The following is a 13,572-nucleotide window of genomic DNA, read 5'->3' as shown; positions in this document are numbered from 1 at the left end:
GCTGATCGCCACGCTCGCCGTCGGGAACGCCGTCCTCGGAAGCACCCTCGGCCTCTTCTCGAGCGCGTTCGCACGGACGGAGTTCCAGGCCGTCCAGTTCATGCCCGCGTTCGTGCTCCCCCAGCTGCTCCTCTGCGGCCTTTTCGTCCCGCGGGAGGAGATGGCCAGACTGCTCGAGCTCGTCCCGTATGCGCTGCCGCTGACGTACGCCTACGACGCGCTCGAGCGCGTCGCGCTCGAGACGTCGTACGACTGGCGGCTCGCGCTGGACGTCGCCGTGATCGTCGGCACGACGGCGCTCGCGCTCGTGCTCGGCGCCGCGACGCTGCGGCGCCGAACCCCCTGACCCGCCTGCGGTGCGCCGCGAGGTTTCCGGCTCGGCGCGCGCGGTAACCCCGCCCCAGCAGCTCCATCATCGTCGGAGGGCGCCCGGCGGCTGCCCTCCTCGTTTGCCCGGGGCTCGTGGCGGGAATGACGCCGGGATGAGCGCCGCAGCCCGACCGCCGGACTGCATCTCGCTCGAAGCCCACCGCGACGCCGACCACCTCATCGAGCGCGGCGCTCGGTGGACGTTGCTGGCCGTACTCACGATCCTCGCGGTCCTCGCGCTCGCGAACGTCTTCGGGCAGCGCCACGTCGTGCTCGTCGCGCGCTCCGACGCCGCGGCGCTGCGCCTCTCCGCACCCGGGGCGCTGCGCAGCGGTCTTCTCTACCAGGGCAAGTTCCAGATCGACGCCCGCCAGCGGCTCCTCCGTCCGACGCTCGTCCTTGCACCCGGCTGGTGGGACGCGATGAGCGTCAACAGCATCGAGCCGCAGCCGACCCGGAGCTGGAGCCGCGACGGCAGCGTCTTCCTCGAGTTCGATCCGCTCGGTCCGGGACGGTCGTTCACCGTCTACCTCTACCAGCAGACCAACCCGACGACCGCCGGCCGTCGCGATCAGAGCGTCGAGCTCCGCGACGGCGAGCGCACGATCGCGTCGATCGACCATTCGGTCAACGTCTTCCCCTAGGAGCGTGCGATGGACATCGTTCTGCGCGCCGCCGCCGCGTTCGTGCTCGTCTTCCTGCTCCTCCGGGTGACCGGACGTCGCGAGCTGTCGACGCTCGAACCGTTCGATCTGATCCTCCTCGTGGTGATCGGCGACCTGGTCCAGCAGGGCGTGACGCAGAGCGACATGTCGTTCACCGGGCTCGTCCTCGCCGTCGGCACCTTCACTGTCCTCGCGGTGGCGACATCGTGGCTCAGCTACCGCTTCAAGGCGATGCGCAAGGTCCTCGAGGCCGCGCCGCTCGTGGTGGTCGAGCACGGCAAGCCGATCGAGCACAACATGCGCGCGGAGCGGCTCACGCTCGAGGAGGTCGCCGAGGCCGCCCGGCTGCAGCAGGTTGCCTCGCTCGAGGACGTCGAGTGGGCGATCATCGAGCCGAGCGGGCAAATCAGCATCATCCCGCGTGGGTGAGGTCGTTCACCTACCTCGGAGCCGCTCATCGCCCGTACCTGACCGCCCGGGCGGCCGTGCGAGGATCGCTGCCGCGGTCGAGGAGCGACTGGCGGCGCTCCGCGTCGGAGAGCGCGCGGGCGCCGAGCCAGACGGCGAGGGCGAGGAAGACGATCATCTCCCTCACCCATGTCCCCTTGACCGAGCCGCCAAACATCTCCGCCGACGACCGCGTCGGTCGCGTCGCGGAGTTCCGCATCGCGCTTCAGCGATTCGAGCGGACGTCAGACCAGGTCGTGCGGCGGAGCGGCCTGACGCCGCGCCAGCATCTGCTCCTGCTCGCGCTCGAAGGGAGGCATGCGGGCTCGGCGTCGATCGGGACGCTCTCGCGTGAGCTCCTGCTCGCGCAGAGCACCGTCACCGAGCTTGCCGACCGCGCGCAGGCGGAAGGGCTGGTGGAGCGCGTGGTGGCGCGCGACGACGCACGGGTCGTCCTCGTGCGGACGACGCGCGAAGGCGCGCGACGGCTCGAGCGCGCGCTCGCAGCGCTCGACCGCGAGCGCGACCGCCTCGGCCTCGCGATCGGCGACCTCGACGCTGCGTTTCCTCGCGTCAGCGGCCCAGCGTCGCCGTCGCGTGCGCGTGGGCGGGCGTCGGATCGATGAAGATCTGCCGGACGGCGGCAACCGCCTGGTGGACGTCGCGCTGCAGCTCGTCCATCACCCGCTCGACCGACGGCGTGGACAGCTCGTCGTCGAGCTCGAGTCGCGCGGCGACGAGGATGTCGTCGGGCCCGACGTGCATCGTCAAGAGCTCCGGAACGGCGAGCACGGCTGGATGGTCGAGCAGGGCTCGCTCGATCGCGGCGCGGTCCTCCCCGGTCGCCGCCTCGCCGATCAAGAGCCGCTTCGCGTCACGTCCGATCGCGTAGGCGACGAGCGTCAGGATCAGGCCGATCCCGATCGACGCCACGCCGTCCCACACCGGGTTCCCGGTCGCCTGGGAGAGCCCGATGCCGGCGAGCGCGACGAAGACGCCGGCGACCGACGCCGAGTCCTCGGCGAGCACGACCTTCACCGTCGGGTCGCGGCTCGCCCGGACGTACGCGGCGACCGGCTTGCCCGCGGCGCGCGCCTGGCGCCGCACCTGACGGACGGCCCGCCCGAGCGCAATCCCCTCGGCCACCAGCGCAATGCCGAGGACGACGTAGGCCGCCCGGAAGGAATGCTCGTCACCGCCCCGCGCGACGACCACCACGCCCTGCGCGATCGAGAAGATCGCACCGCCGACGAAGACCATGATCGCGGCCAGCAACGCCCAGAAGAAGCGCTCCTTCCCGTGCCCGAACGGATGGGTCTCGTCCGGCCGGCGCCTACCGAGGGACAGCGACACGAGCAGGAAGACCTGGTTGAGGCAGTCCGCCAGCGAGTGCGCCGCCTCCGCGAGGAGCGCGCTCGAGCCGGTCGTCAACCCGCCGGCGAGCTTGGCGGCCGCGATCACCAGGTTCGCGACGAACGCGAAGACGACGGTCCGTCGGTTCTCGCGGTCCACGGCGCGTGATAGCCGCACCACAGGCCGCCGAAACGCGGGACCGGGTTTGCGGGGGGAACGCGTCGGCTACGAATCCTGCGTGTCACGCAGCCGACGACCGGCGGCGGCACTCGCCGAGGCCCGGCACGACGCAGCGGGCTGCCGGCGCTGCGACCTCTGGGAGAACGCGACGCAGGTCGTCTTCGGGGAGGGGACGACGCGCGCACGGGCGGTGCTCGTCGGCGAGCAGCCGGGTGATGTCGAGGACGAGGAGGGGCGGCCGTTCGTGGGGCCGGCGGGGCTCCTCCTGCGACGGGTGCTCGAGGAAGTCGGGCTCGACGAGCGCGACCTCTACCTGACGAACGCCGTGAAGCACTTCAAGTGGCGGCCGAAGGGGACCCGCCGGATCCACGACACGCCGAACTGGACGGAGATCCGGGCGTGCGATGTCTGGCTCAGGCTCGAGCTCGCCGAGGTCGCTCCCGACCTCGTCGTCTGCCTCGGGGCGACGGCCACGCATGCGCTGCTCGGCCGCGGCGCCAAGGTGACCGCATTGCGGGGCCGGGTCCTCGACACGCCCGAGCTCGAGCAGCCGGTGATCGTGACGCTGCATCCCTCGGCCGTCCTGCGCGCCGGCGACCGACGGCACGAGCGGCGCGCCGAGCTCGCACACGATCTCGCGCTCCTGAAGACGACGCTCGACGAGTTGCGCTCTCGAAGTGTCGCGACCGCGGCGCGCGGGTAGGGGTAGCGGACAACCCACCGCGAGGAGGAGAGACGTGGACAGCGATCGCATCGAAGGGGAGAAGAAGCAGCAGGAGGGCAAGCTCCAGGAGACGTGGGGTGAGGCAAAGGACAAGGCCCGCGACATCAAGGACGACGTCGAGGACGCCCTCGACCGCGACGACGACGACGAGCTGGTCGAGGACCGCCGCTAGGGAGGCAACGCGGGGTCGGCCGCGCGACGCGGTCGGCCCCGCACGGTGTTTCGCGACGTCACGCCCGGGTACCGGTGCGGTTACCCATCGACATTGGAAAGGAGCACGCGATGCCCCCACGCGGAGTGAAGAAGGGCAGCAAGCGGGCCCGGCAGTACGAGCACATCAAGGACTCGCTCGAAGACCGCGGCACGTCCGAGAGCAAGGCCGAGGAGATCGCGGCCCGCACGGTGAACAAGGAGCGCGCGCGGCACGGCGAGGCGAAGGAGTCCTCGCGCCTCTCGCGCGAGGACATCTCATCCGGCCGCCGCGGCGGCCTCCGTTCGCACCGCAAGGGACCGAGGGGACGGACACGCGACCAGCTGTACGAGGAGGCGAAGGACAAGAACATCGAGGGGCGCTCGAAGATGACCAAGGCGCAGCTCGCCCGGGCAGTCGGTCGCTCGTGACCGCCGGAAGGGCGGGCGCTCGTCCACCGGCAGGGAATCGACTAGGTTTCGCGCCACGCAGTGGGGGGTACACCTGCGCGGTAGGCCGCCATGGGACGGGATGAGCGAGATCGAATCGACTGATTTCGACGTCGAGACCATTGACGGGGGGGAGCCCGTCGTGGTCATCGCGGTCCATGGCCAGGCAGACCTGCACACGGCGCCCGAGCTACGGAACGCGATCACTGCGGCGCTCGACGGCGGGGCGACAGGTCTGGTCGTCGACCTCTCCGAGGCGACCTTCATCGACTCGATGACGCTCGGCGTGCTGCTCGGCGCGGTGAAGCGGCTCCGTCCCTCGGGGGGCAAGGTCGCCATCGTCTGCAGCGACCCGCACATCCGCCGCATCTTCGAGATCACGCTCCTCGATCGCGTGTTCTCGCTCCATACCGACCTCGAGGCCGCGCGGGCCGTCGGACGCGGCAGCGCGTGACCATCCCAAATCCGCCGGGCCCAGCCCGAACGACCGTCGAATTTCCGGCCGGCGAGCGGTTCCGCAGCGTGCCGCGGCTCGTCCTCGGCGGCGTCGCCGCCCGGTTCGAGCTTCCGATCGACCGGGTCGACGACCTGCTCCTCGCGGTTGAGAGCCTGCTCATGCAGGAGACCGTGGGCGACACGCTCCGGCTCGAGGCCGAGGCGACGCCGTCCGGCCTCTGCGTGCGCTTGGGCTCGTTCCAGCCGGGTCAGCTCGACGATCCCGGGCTGCGGCGGGTGCTCACGCCACTCGTCGAGAGCGTGGAGGAGCATGCCGACGGCGACGCCGCCGCCCTGATCGAGCTCGTGGTCTCCGCCACCTACCGCCCGGAGACGACGTGACTCCCGCGACGCCCGACATCGACTTCGCGGCGCTGATCGACGCGTACCACGCGGGCGACGAACAGGCCCGCGACCGGCTCGTCGAGCGGTACATGCCGCTCGTCCGGAGCCTCGCCGCCCGCTACGCCGGGCGCGGTGAGCCGCAGGAGGACCTGATCCAGGTCGCGTCGATCGGCCTCCTCCTCTCGATCGAGCGCTTCGACACGAGCCGCGAGGTGCAGTTCACGACCTATGCCGTCCCGACGATCGTCGGTGAGATCCAGCGCCACTTCCGCGATCGCGCCTGGGCGCTCCACGTGCCGCGCCGGATGAAGGAGCTGAGCGTCCGCCTCACGCGCGCGGTCGAGAGCAAGACGGCGGAGCTCGGGCGCGCGCCGACGATCGCCGAGCTGGCCGAGGTGACCGGCGCAACCGAGGACGAGGTCGTCGAGGCGTTGCAGAGCTCCGACGCGTATTCGACCCGCTCGCTCTCGCAACCGCTCGGCCGCGACGCGGACGACGAGACGATGCAGGACGTGCTCGGCGTCGAGGACACGGGCTTCGCCGAGGTCGAGGACAGTGTGCTCGTCGAAGCGGGTCTCCAGGCCCTCGACGAGCGGGAACGGCGGATCGTCGAGCTGCGCTTCTTCGAGGGCCTCACGCAATCCGAGATCGCAGCACGGATCGGCATCTCGCAGATGCACGTTTCGCGCCTGCTACGACGGGCACTCCACGTCATGCGCGGTCGACTGGAAGAGGCGATGAAGGAGGAGCTGCCGTGAGTCGCGACGTCGTCAGTCTCGTGATCCCGGCGAGAACGGAGTACCTGATCCTCGCACGGCTCGCGCTGGCCGGCATCGCGCGCGGGACGCCGATCGACGAGTCGACCCTGGCCGATCTGAAGCTCGCCGTCACGGAGGCCTGCGGCAACGCCGTCCGCCACGCGAAGCCCTCGGAGCACGGCGTCGTGCTCGTGGACTTCGGCCTCGAGGACGAGACGATCGAGATCCGGGTCGAGGACGCCGGCCCCGGCATCGGAACGCTGCCCGCCGCGGAGCTGGAGCGCGACGAGCTCGCCGAGAGCGGCATGGGCCTCGCCATCATCCAGGCGCTCGTCGACGACCTCGAGATCCGGGGCGGCGACGGCGGGCGCGGCACCGTCGTCAGGATGCGCAAGCGCCTCGCGACAGCCTGAGAGCCGAGTCGGCGACCGCGACCTCAGCGCGAGCGGGCGACGTGCTCCGGTGCCTCGGAGCCCGGAGGATGGAGCAGGTTCTCGACCTCGCGGACGCCGACAACGTCCCGCACGCGGCGCTCGAGCTCCTCGACGAGCGCAGGCTCCGCGACCTCGCCGCGGAGGACGACCCGGCCATCCTCCACGTTGAGGTTGACGGCGCCCTTCGGCAGCGTCGGGTCGCGGAAGACCTCGCTCCGGATCTTGTCGGCGAGCGTCTCGTCGCTCCAGTCCTTGCGACGCTCACGGAGGTGCGTCGCCTTCGCGGTCAGCGCGCCCGCGCGGGCGCGCACGAGGCCCGCCTTGCGCGCGAGGCGACGCCTCAGTCGTCTCGGAACCGCGGCGACGCGGTCGCGCAGGACGTTCCGCCGTCTCCTACCGCCCCGCGGGTCGAAGAAGAACATGCCGAGCGCTCCGAGCGCGAGCCATCGCAGCCTCGTCATCGACTGCCTCGCAGATCGCCGTTCCGATACCGCAGGTCGGCGCCCGCCTCGGCCTCCGGCGCGTCGAGCAGCCGCTCGTAGAGGCTGCGCAGCTCGCTCGCGGCCTGGAACGCGTCGTCGTTGCCGACGGCGGCCCCCGTCTCGCGCCCCTCGACGAGCTCCCGCGCACGCTCGAGGACGACAACGACTTCCGGCTCGTCCTGCGCGCCTGGGACGTTTTCCTGGTAGCCCGCCGCGCCCAGCATCCGCTCGACGAGGTCGAGCAGCTCGGGAAGCGCGTCGGCCGGCTCCGTCCGGAGGTCCTCGGCAAGCCCCTCGTACTCGCTCTGCCACGCGTGGCGGTCGCCGCCCTGGGTTGCCTCGGACATGGGACTCCTCTACCGCGCCGCTCCGCTCGCGAAACACCGACGCCGTGGCAGGCTGTCGGCGTGTCGCGCGGGACGCGAGACGAGCCGGGGCGCGGCACGCTCGACAATGCCGCTCTCGCCGAGCGCCTCGAGGCTTTCGCCACGCTGCTCGAGCTGGCGGGCTCGAGCCCGTACGCGTTGCGCGCATTTCGGCGCGCCTCCCAGACCGTGCGCGAGACGCGCGTCTCGGTGGCCGAGCTCGCGCTCGCCGGACGGGTCGACGAGCTGCGCGGGATCGGACCGGGGATCGCCGCGCGTCTCCGCGAGCTCGCGGAGACCGGGAGGCTCGCCGAGCTCGACGAGCTCGAGCGCACGGTGCAGCCGGAGCTCGTCGCGCTCGGGCGCTACCTCGGCGTCGGTGCGAAGCGGATGCTCGCCATCTCCGAGGCGCTCGGCGTGAGAACGGCCGACGCGTTCCGCGCCGCGGCGCGCGAGGGACGGCTCCGCGCCGTTCCGGGCATCGGCCCGAAGACCGAGGCGCGGCTTCGGACGAACCTCGACCGAGGACCGGACGAGCAGCGTCGCGCCGTGACGGTCGACCGCGCGAGGGCGCTCGTGGGCGACATCGCGGACGCGATCGGCGGGACGATGGCAGGCGACCCGCGCAGGTGGGCCGACGAGTGCTTCCAGCTCCGCGTCGTCGTCGCGGCGGAGGACCCGGACGCGGTGGTCGAGGCGTTCGGACGCCTGCCGTCGGTCGTCGCGCTCGTCGAGCGCGGCGCCCGCCGTGCCGTCGGCGTGAGCGTCGAGGGAACGTCGGTCGAGCTGCTCGTCCCCGAGCCCGCCGCCCTCGGCACGGAGCTCGTCCGTGCAACGGGAGCCACAGCCTACGTCGACGCCCTCGGGCTGCTTCCCGTCGCGGCTTCGGAGGAGGCGGTGTACGAGGCGCTCGGCATCCCGTGGTGCCCGCCGGAGCTGCGGGAGGAGCCGTTCTCGGGCACGCCGCCGGTGCTCGTCGAGCTCGACGACATCCGCGGCGACCTCCACTGTCACACGACCTGGTCGGACGGACGCGCGTCGGTGCTCGAGCTGGGACGGGCGGCGCGCGACCTCGGCTACGACTATGTCGCCGTGTGCGACCACACGCGCAACGTCCGCGTGGTCCCGGGCCTCGACGCGGACGACGTCCGCCGCCAGGGCGAGGAGATCGCGGTCGCGAACGACGAGCTGGCGCCGTTCCGGATCCTGCGCGGCATCGAGGTCGACATCCTGCCCGACGGCTCGCTCGACCTCCCCGACGACGTGCTCGCCGAGCTCGAGTGGGTACAGGTCAGCCTCCACGCGGGCCAGCGCGAGCCGCGCGACCGCCTCACGAAGCGCGTCGTCGAGGCGATGCGGCATCCGGCGGCCTCCTGTCTGAGTCATCCGAAGGGCCGGATCGTCAATCATCGGCGGCCGAACGCCCTCGACCTCGACGCCGTTCTCGAGGTCGCCCTCGAGACGGGCGTCGCCGTGGAGACGAACGGGCTGCCCGACCGCCTCGACCTGCGCGGCGCCGAGGTGCGGCGCGCAGTCTCTGCAGGCGTGCCGATCGTCGCCTCGACCGACGCGCACTCGGTTCGCGGCCTCGGAAACATGCGCCTCGCCGTCGCGACCGCCCGCCGTGGGTGGGCGACCGCGGCTGACGTCGTCAACACCCGTCCGCTGGAGGCCGTCCTCGCGCGAGCGCGTCGCTGACTCCTCGCTTTGCTCTTCCCGGGCCGACGCTGGCTGCCGACGCCGTACATGGAGAGCCGCGGTTCGAGCCGCGACGCGATACGCGCGCGCCCCGACGTGCGCGCGCTGTGCGAGGAGGACCTCGCACAGGCTGAGGCCGCCGGGAACAGCGCGCACTGACCCGGCGGCCGGCCGTCACCGGCAGCTCAGTACCAGCGGCCGCGCGCGAAGCCGCCGAACGCGACCAGGCCGATCAGGGCGATGACGATGCCCAGCCAGAGGCTCCAGACGATCGCGACGATGATCCCGATGATCACGAGGATCCCGCCGAGGCCGATCCCCGCAGCGCCGCGCCCTGCCGTTCCGTCCGCCATGCTCGTGCTCCTTCTCGATCGCTTCGCGCAGCGCTCCGAGTCGACGCTGCGCCGTCGTCCTACCCCGAAACCGGCGATCGCAACCAAGCGAGGCGGTTGGAAAGCCGACCGGCCGGGTACCCGTCTCCCCGACGATTACCCGGCGAAGGAGAGCTCCGTGAGCCAGTCGCAGACACCAGAACGGCCCGACACACCGCCCCCGGACGTCCCCGAGCCCGCGCCGAGCCCCGACCCTGCGCCGAGCCCGCAGCCACCGCCCGGGACGCCGAACCCCGGCCCCGGCGGAGAGGACGAGCACCCGCTCGAGACGGATTACCCGGACGCCGACGACGGCGAGGAGCCGCCCGGCTGACGTGGCGTCTCCCGCGCAGCGCGGCGATACGCCGTCGGGCCCGTTTCCCGAGCTCAACGAGCCAAAGCGCGCGGACCCGGGGCTCCGTGACCTCTCCTTCGCCGACTGGCGCGCAGTCGTCGTGCGCGCCGGCAAGGAGTCGCTCGACGACAACCTGCCGATGATGGCGTCGGCGCTCGCCTACAGCGCGTTCTTCGCGATTCCGTCGGTACTCCTGCTCGTGCTCGGTGTCTTCACGCTCGTCGCCGACCAGAGCACGATCACCGAGATCGTCGACCGGCTCACGGCGATCGCGCCGCAGGACGTCGCGAAGCTGTTCGGCGAGAGCCTCCAGCGCCTGAGCGAGCGGCCGTCCGCCGGAATCCTCCTCACCATCGTGGGCCTGGTGCTCGCGCTGTGGTCCGTGAGCAGCGCCATGAGCACCGTGATCACCGCGCTCAACGTCGCCTATGACCGGGACGACCGACGGGGGTTCGTCCGAGCGCGGATGACCGCGCTCGGACTCGGGGTCGCCGTCGGCGCCGCCGTGCTCCTCGCCGGGACGCTGCTCGTCATGGGCCCGCACCTCGAGGCGTGGCTCGGCGGGGCGCTCGGCCAGCCGACGGCCGTGGCGTTCGCGTGGTGGATCGGCCAGTGGCCGATCCTCGTCGTCGCCTTCCTCGTCGCGTTCGCGCTCGTGCTGTACCTCGGCCCGGACGTCGACCATCCGCGCTGGCAGATCGTCACGCCGGGCTCGGTCGTGGCCGTGGTCGTCTGGCTCCTCGTCTCGGGGGCGTTCTCCCTCTATACGGCCTGGTTCGGGTCGTATGACAAGACCTGGGGGACGCTCGGAGCGGTGATCGTGACCATGACGTGGCTCTGGCTCGGCGGGCTGGCGCTTCTCTTCGGCGGCGAGCTGAACGCCGAGGCCGAGCGGAGCCGCGAGCTGCGCGAACGGCCGGGCCGGTCGCCAGATGCTGCGTCCCCGCCGCGTCGATCCGATTGAGCCGGAGTGGGAGGAAGGCCGGGCCGCGGGCGTCCACGCGGCCCGGCCGGTTCGCGCTCGCTCAGGCGTAGGCCTTCGCGCTCTCGTTCGCGACGCGGGTCGAGATCTTCTCGACGATGCGCAGTGCCTCCTTCTCCTCGGCGAGGTTCTTGTCGAGGAGCTCGACGGCCCTGTCCTCCCCCATCGCCTTCGCCATCCGGCGAAGGCCCTCGTACGCCGCGATCTCGTAGTTCTCGGTGCGCGCCGCCGCCCCGAGGTCGACGGAGTCGACGAGGTCCGGAGACGTCTCTTCGAGCAGCTTGTCGTGCTCGGACTTCAGTCCTTCGAAGCCGATGCACTCCTCAGGCTGCGGAGTCTCGCCGAGCTCCTCGAACACCTGCTCGACGTTCTTCAGGTGCCCCTTCGTCTGCTCGAGATGCTGCTCCAGAGCTCCGCGGAACTCCTCGTCGGTGACCTCGGAGATGAGCTTCGGCAGCACTTCGTTGGCAAGGGCGTTCTCCACGTACATGATGTCGCCGAGCTCGTGGAGGAAGAGCTCGCGCGGGGTCGTGATCTGTGACACGGTGACTCCCTTTCTCTCGTTGTCGCGGCCGGGCGAGCGCCCGGCCGGCCTTCTCATCGGGGTGTGATCGAGGCGACCTCCGTCTGCGCGTCGGCGCTCCCGGCTACGTCACGGGCCTTGCCGCGGAGCGTCGAGCTCAGCTCGTCCCCCTCCTCGCCCGCGCGCTCCTTCGCGGTCTCGAGCGCCGTCTGCCCGGCGTCCTGGGCGACCTGCTTGCCGCGCTCCATCGCCTCGCGGCCCGTCTCCATCGCCGCCTCCTTGACGTCGTCGGCCATCGGGCCGAGCCGCTCGTCCTCCATCCTCGTGGACGGCGCGAGGAGCCCGGCCAGGAACCCTGCGGCCGCACCTCCGATCGCCAGGCCGATGGGATTCCGCTCGGCGCTCCGCCGCAGGCGGCCGGCCGGCCGGGTGACGTCGCCGCGGTCGGGCACTGCGTCGGAGACGGCCGACGTGGCATCGGAGACCTTCCCGGTCACCGCGTCCTTCTTGTCCGCGAGCCAGCCCTTGGCGCGACCCGGGACGTCGGCCTTGGCGGAGAGCGCGTCGACGGTCTCGCCGAGCTCGCCGCGCGTGCGCTCGATGTCGCGCCTTATCTCGTCTGATCTTTGAGCCATTTGATGTCCTCCTTGACGGACTCGACCGTCTGCTCGGGAACGGGCGTGCCCGCCTGCTCCATCTTCTGTTTCCCGACCGAGGCGAGAACCGCGGCGACGACACTCCAGGCGAGCGCCACGATCAGCGCGGCGAGCCATGCCGGCATCGCGCCGTCCAGCGCCAGCACCACGCACGCCGTGAGCGTGCCGAGGGCGAGCAAAGCGGACACACCGGCCGCCGCCACGAGGCCGAGACCGAGGCCCGCCCTGCGGCCCTTCTCGGCCATCTCCGCCTTCGCCAGCTCGATCTCCTGGCGGGCCAGCAGGCTCACCTGGTTCGAGAGATCCTTGACGAGCTCCCCGGTCGAGCGCCCGTTCGTCTCGACGGCCGCCATCACACGCTCCTCGTGCCGGCCCCCGTCAGCGGGCGGCGGTCGTAGCGGCGGCCGCTCGACGCCTTGAGGAAGCGGGAGGCCGCGAAGCCCGCCGCCGCGCCCGCGAGCGCGGTCAGCCACGGGTTGCGACGCGCGATGCCCTCCGCGTCGTCGAGAATCTGGTTCGCGTCCGAGGTGCGCAGGTAGCGGCCGAGGTCGTCCGCTCGGCGCGAGACGCCTTCGACGAGCTTCGCCGGGGTGTCCTTCCCTTCGCCGCGGAGCTGCTCCGAGCTCCGCTGCAGCGCGTCCCCCACCGAGACCAGTTGCTCTCCGGCCTGCGTCGAACGGGTATCGAGCTGCTCGCGGATGCGTGCCTGCGCCTCGCCGCCGAGCTCGTGCGCCTTCGTCCCCATCTCCTCCTTCGCTCTCGATGCCAACTCGCCAGACGGAGGCATCCCCTCCCCCTCCGTCGTTCGTCGCGTGACCTCTGTCGCCATGGCGGCTCCTTCCTGCGGTTTCGTGATGCCGGAGAGTCCCCCGAAGTGCCCGTGCACAAACCCGCGGGCTGCGGCGGCTCGTTTGCGGCCGCTCCCCGATGCAGTCGGCCCGCGTGCTCTCCTCGAACGGCTGCGGCCCGGACACCACCGTCAGCGGGGGGCGGATCGTCGGTGTCCCCGTTGCGCTGCTGCTCCTCCACGACCTGCGCGAGACGTACGTCACGGCGCACGCCGCCGAGATCGCCTGCGTGATACTGGGTCAGGCGGCCAATGCCGAGCGGGACGCCGAGCTCGTCGCGAGCGCCGAGCAGGGGCTCGAGGAGGCCGATTGACGGTGGAAGGGGCTGCGCACGAAGCTCAAGGACGCGTCGCCACAGGTCCTCGCGGCGAGCTGAGGTCCGCCCGGGTCGACCAGGGGCGCAGCCACGCGGCCGTGAACAGCGCCTGGAGTGCGAGGTCGGCGAGGTAGATCCGCGACTCCGTCCGCGAGGCCCGGACGTCCGCGACGCCGAAGGCGAGCCCGCTCGAGAGCGCGAGCGCGACGGTCTCCGGTTGCTTCGTGCCCCGGAGCGCGGCGAGGCCCAGGGAGAGGCCGATCGCGGCGGCAAGACCTCCGACGGTGCGGACGAGCCAGAACTCCTGCTTGCGTCCCGTCACGCGCTCGAAGCTCGTACGGTCGACGAGCGGCCACACGCCGCTCACCGTCAGGTAGGCGGCGTGAGCGCCCGCGGTCAACCGGGCGAGGCTCACGCGCTCAGCCCTCGAGCGCCGCTGCGCGCGTCGGGTGGACGTCGAGCACCTCGTCGAGACCCGTGATCTCGAAGATCCGCCGAGCGGCAGTCTCGGGGAGGACGATCCTCAGCTCGCCGCCCACCTCGCGGACCCGTCGCACGGCACCGACG

The 13,572-nt window shown here is 71.8% G+C and carries 26 protein-coding genes; 15 read left to right on the top strand and 11 right to left on the bottom strand.

What is annotated here, in order from left to right:
• The 3 genes from VNM44_RS11875 to VNM44_RS11865 all read left to right on the top strand — a co-directional run.
• Window positions 1-346: ABC transporter permease (locus VNM44_RS11875; RefSeq protein WP_325626095.1), on the top strand; the 346-nt coding region annotated here is incomplete at its 5' end.
• A gap of 136 nt (window positions 347-482) precedes the next feature.
• On the top strand, window positions 483-1,013 hold the full coding sequence (locus VNM44_RS11870) for a hypothetical protein (RefSeq protein ID WP_325626094.1): 531 nt from the start codon (window positions 483-485) through the stop codon (window positions 1,011-1,013).
• A 9-nt stretch (window positions 1,014-1,022) separates the two neighbouring features.
• Window positions 1,023-1,463, top strand: a complete 441-nt coding sequence (locus VNM44_RS11865) for a DUF421 domain-containing protein (protein WP_325626093.1) — start codon at window positions 1,023-1,025, stop codon at window positions 1,461-1,463.
• A 25-nt stretch (window positions 1,464-1,488) separates the two neighbouring features.
• On the opposite strand, the gene VNM44_RS11860 is transcribed toward VNM44_RS11865, so the two are convergent.
• The gene (locus VNM44_RS11860; protein WP_325626092.1) at window positions 1,489-1,629 is read right to left on the bottom strand and encodes a hypothetical protein; all 141 of its coding nucleotides are present in this window, start codon (window positions 1,627-1,629) and stop codon (window positions 1,489-1,491) included.
• A gap of 10 nt (window positions 1,630-1,639) precedes the next feature.
• Between VNM44_RS11860 and VNM44_RS11855 the strand changes: the two genes are divergently transcribed.
• Complete coding sequence (locus VNM44_RS11855; protein WP_325626091.1) at window positions 1,640-2,107, top strand: MarR family winged helix-turn-helix transcriptional regulator; 468 nt, start codon at window positions 1,640-1,642, stop codon at window positions 2,105-2,107.
• Here VNM44_RS11855 and VNM44_RS11850 read toward each other — a convergent pair.
• Window positions 2,055-2,993: a cation diffusion facilitator family transporter gene (locus tag VNM44_RS11850; RefSeq protein ID WP_325626090.1), complete on the bottom strand. Its 939-nt coding sequence runs from the start codon at window positions 2,991-2,993 to the stop codon at window positions 2,055-2,057. The two genes, VNM44_RS11855 and VNM44_RS11850, sit on opposite strands and share 53 nt — an antisense overlap.
• 79 nt (window positions 2,994-3,072) lie before the next feature.
• Between VNM44_RS11850 and VNM44_RS11845 the strand changes: the two genes are divergently transcribed.
• The 7 genes from VNM44_RS11845 (at window position 3,073) to VNM44_RS11815 (ending at window position 6,388) form a co-directional block, all read left to right on the top strand.
• Window positions 3,073-3,717, top strand: coding sequence for a UdgX family uracil-DNA binding protein (locus tag VNM44_RS11845; protein WP_325626089.1), 645 nt, complete (start codon window positions 3,073-3,075; stop codon window positions 3,715-3,717).
• A 34-nt stretch (window positions 3,718-3,751) separates the two neighbouring features.
• The gene (locus VNM44_RS11840; protein WP_325626088.1) at window positions 3,752-3,910 is read left to right on the top strand and encodes a hypothetical protein; all 159 of its coding nucleotides are present in this window, start codon (window positions 3,752-3,754) and stop codon (window positions 3,908-3,910) included.
• 110 nt (window positions 3,911-4,020) lie between these two features.
• Entirely contained in the window at window positions 4,021-4,359 is a 339-nt protein-coding gene (locus VNM44_RS11835; protein WP_325626087.1) for a hypothetical protein, read from the top strand.
• A 160-nt stretch (window positions 4,360-4,519) separates the two neighbouring features.
• Window positions 4,520-4,831, top strand: coding sequence for an STAS domain-containing protein (locus tag VNM44_RS11830; RefSeq protein WP_325626086.1), 312 nt, complete (start codon window positions 4,520-4,522; stop codon window positions 4,829-4,831).
• 68 nt (window positions 4,832-4,899) lie between these two features.
• Complete coding sequence (locus VNM44_RS11825) at window positions 4,900-5,214, top strand: hypothetical protein (protein WP_325626085.1); 315 nt, start codon at window positions 4,900-4,902, stop codon at window positions 5,212-5,214.
• Window positions 5,211-5,975 carry a SigB/SigF/SigG family RNA polymerase sigma factor gene (locus VNM44_RS11820; protein WP_325626084.1) on the top strand — a complete coding sequence of 255 codons (765 nt, stop codon included), beginning with the start codon at window positions 5,211-5,213 and terminating at the stop codon, window positions 5,973-5,975. The genes VNM44_RS11825 and VNM44_RS11820 overlap by 4 nt, the downstream gene beginning before the upstream one ends.
• Window positions 5,972-6,388: an ATP-binding protein gene (locus VNM44_RS11815; protein WP_325626083.1), complete on the top strand. Its 417-nt coding sequence runs from the start codon at window positions 5,972-5,974 to the stop codon at window positions 6,386-6,388. The genes VNM44_RS11820 and VNM44_RS11815 overlap by 4 nt, the downstream gene beginning before the upstream one ends.
• A gap of 23 nt (window positions 6,389-6,411) precedes the next feature.
• Here VNM44_RS11815 and VNM44_RS11810 read toward each other — a convergent pair whose 3' ends face one another.
• Window positions 6,412-6,870, bottom strand: a complete 459-nt coding sequence (locus VNM44_RS11810; protein ID WP_325626082.1) for a BON domain-containing protein — start codon at window positions 6,868-6,870, stop codon at window positions 6,412-6,414.
• On the bottom strand, window positions 6,867-7,238 hold the full coding sequence (locus VNM44_RS11805) for a hypothetical protein (RefSeq protein ID WP_325626081.1): 372 nt from the start codon (window positions 7,236-7,238) through the stop codon (window positions 6,867-6,869). Before VNM44_RS11805 ends, VNM44_RS11810 begins: the two co-directional genes overlap by 4 nt.
• Before the next feature lie 60 nt (window positions 7,239-7,298).
• Between VNM44_RS11805 and VNM44_RS11800 the strand changes: the two genes are divergently transcribed.
• Window positions 7,299-8,954 carry a helix-hairpin-helix domain-containing protein gene (locus tag VNM44_RS11800; RefSeq protein ID WP_325626080.1) on the top strand — a complete coding sequence of 552 codons (1,656 nt, stop codon included), beginning with the start codon at window positions 7,299-7,301 and terminating at the stop codon, window positions 8,952-8,954.
• Between the two features lie 185 nt (window positions 8,955-9,139).
• Here the strand turns inward: VNM44_RS11800 and VNM44_RS11795 are convergent, their stop codons facing one another.
• Window positions 9,140-9,307 (bottom strand): hypothetical protein, encoded by a 168-nt coding sequence (locus VNM44_RS11795; protein WP_325626079.1) that lies wholly within the window; start codon window positions 9,305-9,307, stop codon window positions 9,140-9,142.
• Window positions 9,308-9,464: 157 nt separating this feature from the next.
• Between VNM44_RS11795 and VNM44_RS11790 the strand changes: the two genes are divergently transcribed.
• Window positions 9,465-9,659 (top strand): hypothetical protein, encoded by a 195-nt coding sequence (locus tag VNM44_RS11790; protein ID WP_325626078.1) that lies wholly within the window; start codon window positions 9,465-9,467, stop codon window positions 9,657-9,659.
• 1 nt (window position 9,660) lies between these two features.
• Entirely contained in the window at window positions 9,661-10,644 is a 984-nt protein-coding gene (locus VNM44_RS11785; protein ID WP_325626077.1) for a YihY/virulence factor BrkB family protein, read from the top strand.
• A gap of 61 nt (window positions 10,645-10,705) precedes the next feature.
• Here VNM44_RS11785 and VNM44_RS11780 read toward each other — a convergent pair whose 3' ends face one another.
• Genes VNM44_RS11780 through VNM44_RS11765 form a run of 4 tightly spaced genes read right to left on the bottom strand, consistent with a single transcriptional unit; the run spans window position 10,706 to window position 12,586 of the window.
• The gene (locus VNM44_RS11780) at window positions 10,706-11,206 is read right to left on the bottom strand and encodes a ferritin-like domain-containing protein (RefSeq protein ID WP_325626076.1); all 501 of its coding nucleotides are present in this window, start codon (window positions 11,204-11,206) and stop codon (window positions 10,706-10,708) included.
• Window positions 11,207-11,259: 53 nt separating this feature from the next.
• Window positions 11,260-11,820 (bottom strand): DUF3618 domain-containing protein, encoded by a 561-nt coding sequence (locus tag VNM44_RS11775; protein WP_325626075.1) that lies wholly within the window; start codon window positions 11,818-11,820, stop codon window positions 11,260-11,262.
• Entirely contained in the window at window positions 11,796-12,194 is a 399-nt protein-coding gene (locus VNM44_RS11770; RefSeq protein ID WP_325626074.1) for a phage holin family protein, read from the bottom strand. The genes VNM44_RS11775 and VNM44_RS11770 overlap by 25 nt, the downstream gene beginning before the upstream one ends.
• A complete protein-coding gene (locus VNM44_RS11765; protein ID WP_325626073.1) occupies window positions 12,194-12,586 on the bottom strand; it encodes a hypothetical protein in 393 nt (130 codons plus the stop codon). Before VNM44_RS11765 ends, VNM44_RS11770 begins: the two co-directional genes overlap by 1 nt.
• Window positions 12,587-12,768: 182 nt before the next feature.
• Between VNM44_RS11765 and VNM44_RS11760 the strand changes: the two genes are divergently transcribed.
• Window positions 12,769-13,002 (top strand): hypothetical protein, encoded by a 234-nt coding sequence (locus VNM44_RS11760; protein WP_325626072.1) that lies wholly within the window; start codon window positions 12,769-12,771, stop codon window positions 13,000-13,002.
• A gap of 25 nt (window positions 13,003-13,027) precedes the next feature.
• On the opposite strand, the gene VNM44_RS11755 is transcribed toward VNM44_RS11760, so the two are convergent.
• Both VNM44_RS11755 and VNM44_RS17185 read right to left on the bottom strand, forming a co-directional pair.
• The gene (locus tag VNM44_RS11755) at window positions 13,028-13,420 is read right to left on the bottom strand and encodes a hypothetical protein (RefSeq protein WP_325626071.1); all 393 of its coding nucleotides are present in this window, start codon (window positions 13,418-13,420) and stop codon (window positions 13,028-13,030) included.
• A gap of 4 nt (window positions 13,421-13,424) precedes the next feature.
• Complete coding sequence (locus tag VNM44_RS17185; protein ID WP_414652973.1) at window positions 13,425-13,562, bottom strand: hypothetical protein; 138 nt, start codon at window positions 13,560-13,562, stop codon at window positions 13,425-13,427.
• Window positions 13,563-13,572: the final 10 nt, after the last annotated feature.

Source organism: Gaiella sp. (assembly GCF_035558935.1).
In the GTDB taxonomy this organism is placed as follows: Bacteria; Actinomycetota; Thermoleophilia; order Gaiellales; family Gaiellaceae; genus Gaiella.
This window is presented reverse-complemented; position numbering and strand designations above follow the sequence as displayed.

Bases quoted from the DNA above. Each gene is read 5' to 3' on its own strand.
- VNM44_RS11870 (WP_325626094.1), top strand. From the start codon at position 483: ATGAGCGCCGCAGCCCGACCGCCGGACTGCATCTCGCTCGAAGCCCAC.
- VNM44_RS11865 (WP_325626093.1), top strand. From the start codon at position 1,023: ATGGACATCGTTCTGCGCGCCGCCGCCGCGTTCGTGCTCGTCTTCCTG.
- VNM44_RS11835 (WP_325626087.1), top strand. From the start codon at position 4,021: ATGCCCCCACGCGGAGTGAAGAAGGGCAGCAAGCGGGCCCGGCAGTAC.
- VNM44_RS11810 (WP_325626082.1), bottom strand. From the start codon at position 6,870: ATGACGAGGCTGCGATGGCTCGCGCTCGGAGCGCTCGGCATGTTCTTC.
- VNM44_RS11805 (WP_325626081.1), bottom strand. From the start codon at position 7,238: ATGTCCGAGGCAACCCAGGGCGGCGACCGCCACGCGTGGCAGAGCGAG.
- VNM44_RS11795 (WP_325626079.1), bottom strand. From the start codon at position 9,307: ATGGCGGACGGAACGGCAGGGCGCGGCGCTGCGGGGATCGGCCTCGGC.
- VNM44_RS11775 (WP_325626075.1), bottom strand. From the start codon at position 11,820: ATGGCTCAAAGATCAGACGAGATAAGGCGCGACATCGAGCGCACGCGC.
- VNM44_RS11770 (WP_325626074.1), bottom strand. From the start codon at position 12,194: ATGGCGGCCGTCGAGACGAACGGGCGCTCGACCGGGGAGCTCGTCAAG.
- VNM44_RS11765 (WP_325626073.1), bottom strand. From the start codon at position 12,586: ATGGGGACGAAGGCGCACGAGCTCGGCGGCGAGGCGCAGGCACGCATC.
- VNM44_RS11760 (WP_325626072.1), top strand. From the start codon at position 12,769: ATGCAGTCGGCCCGCGTGCTCTCCTCGAACGGCTGCGGCCCGGACACC.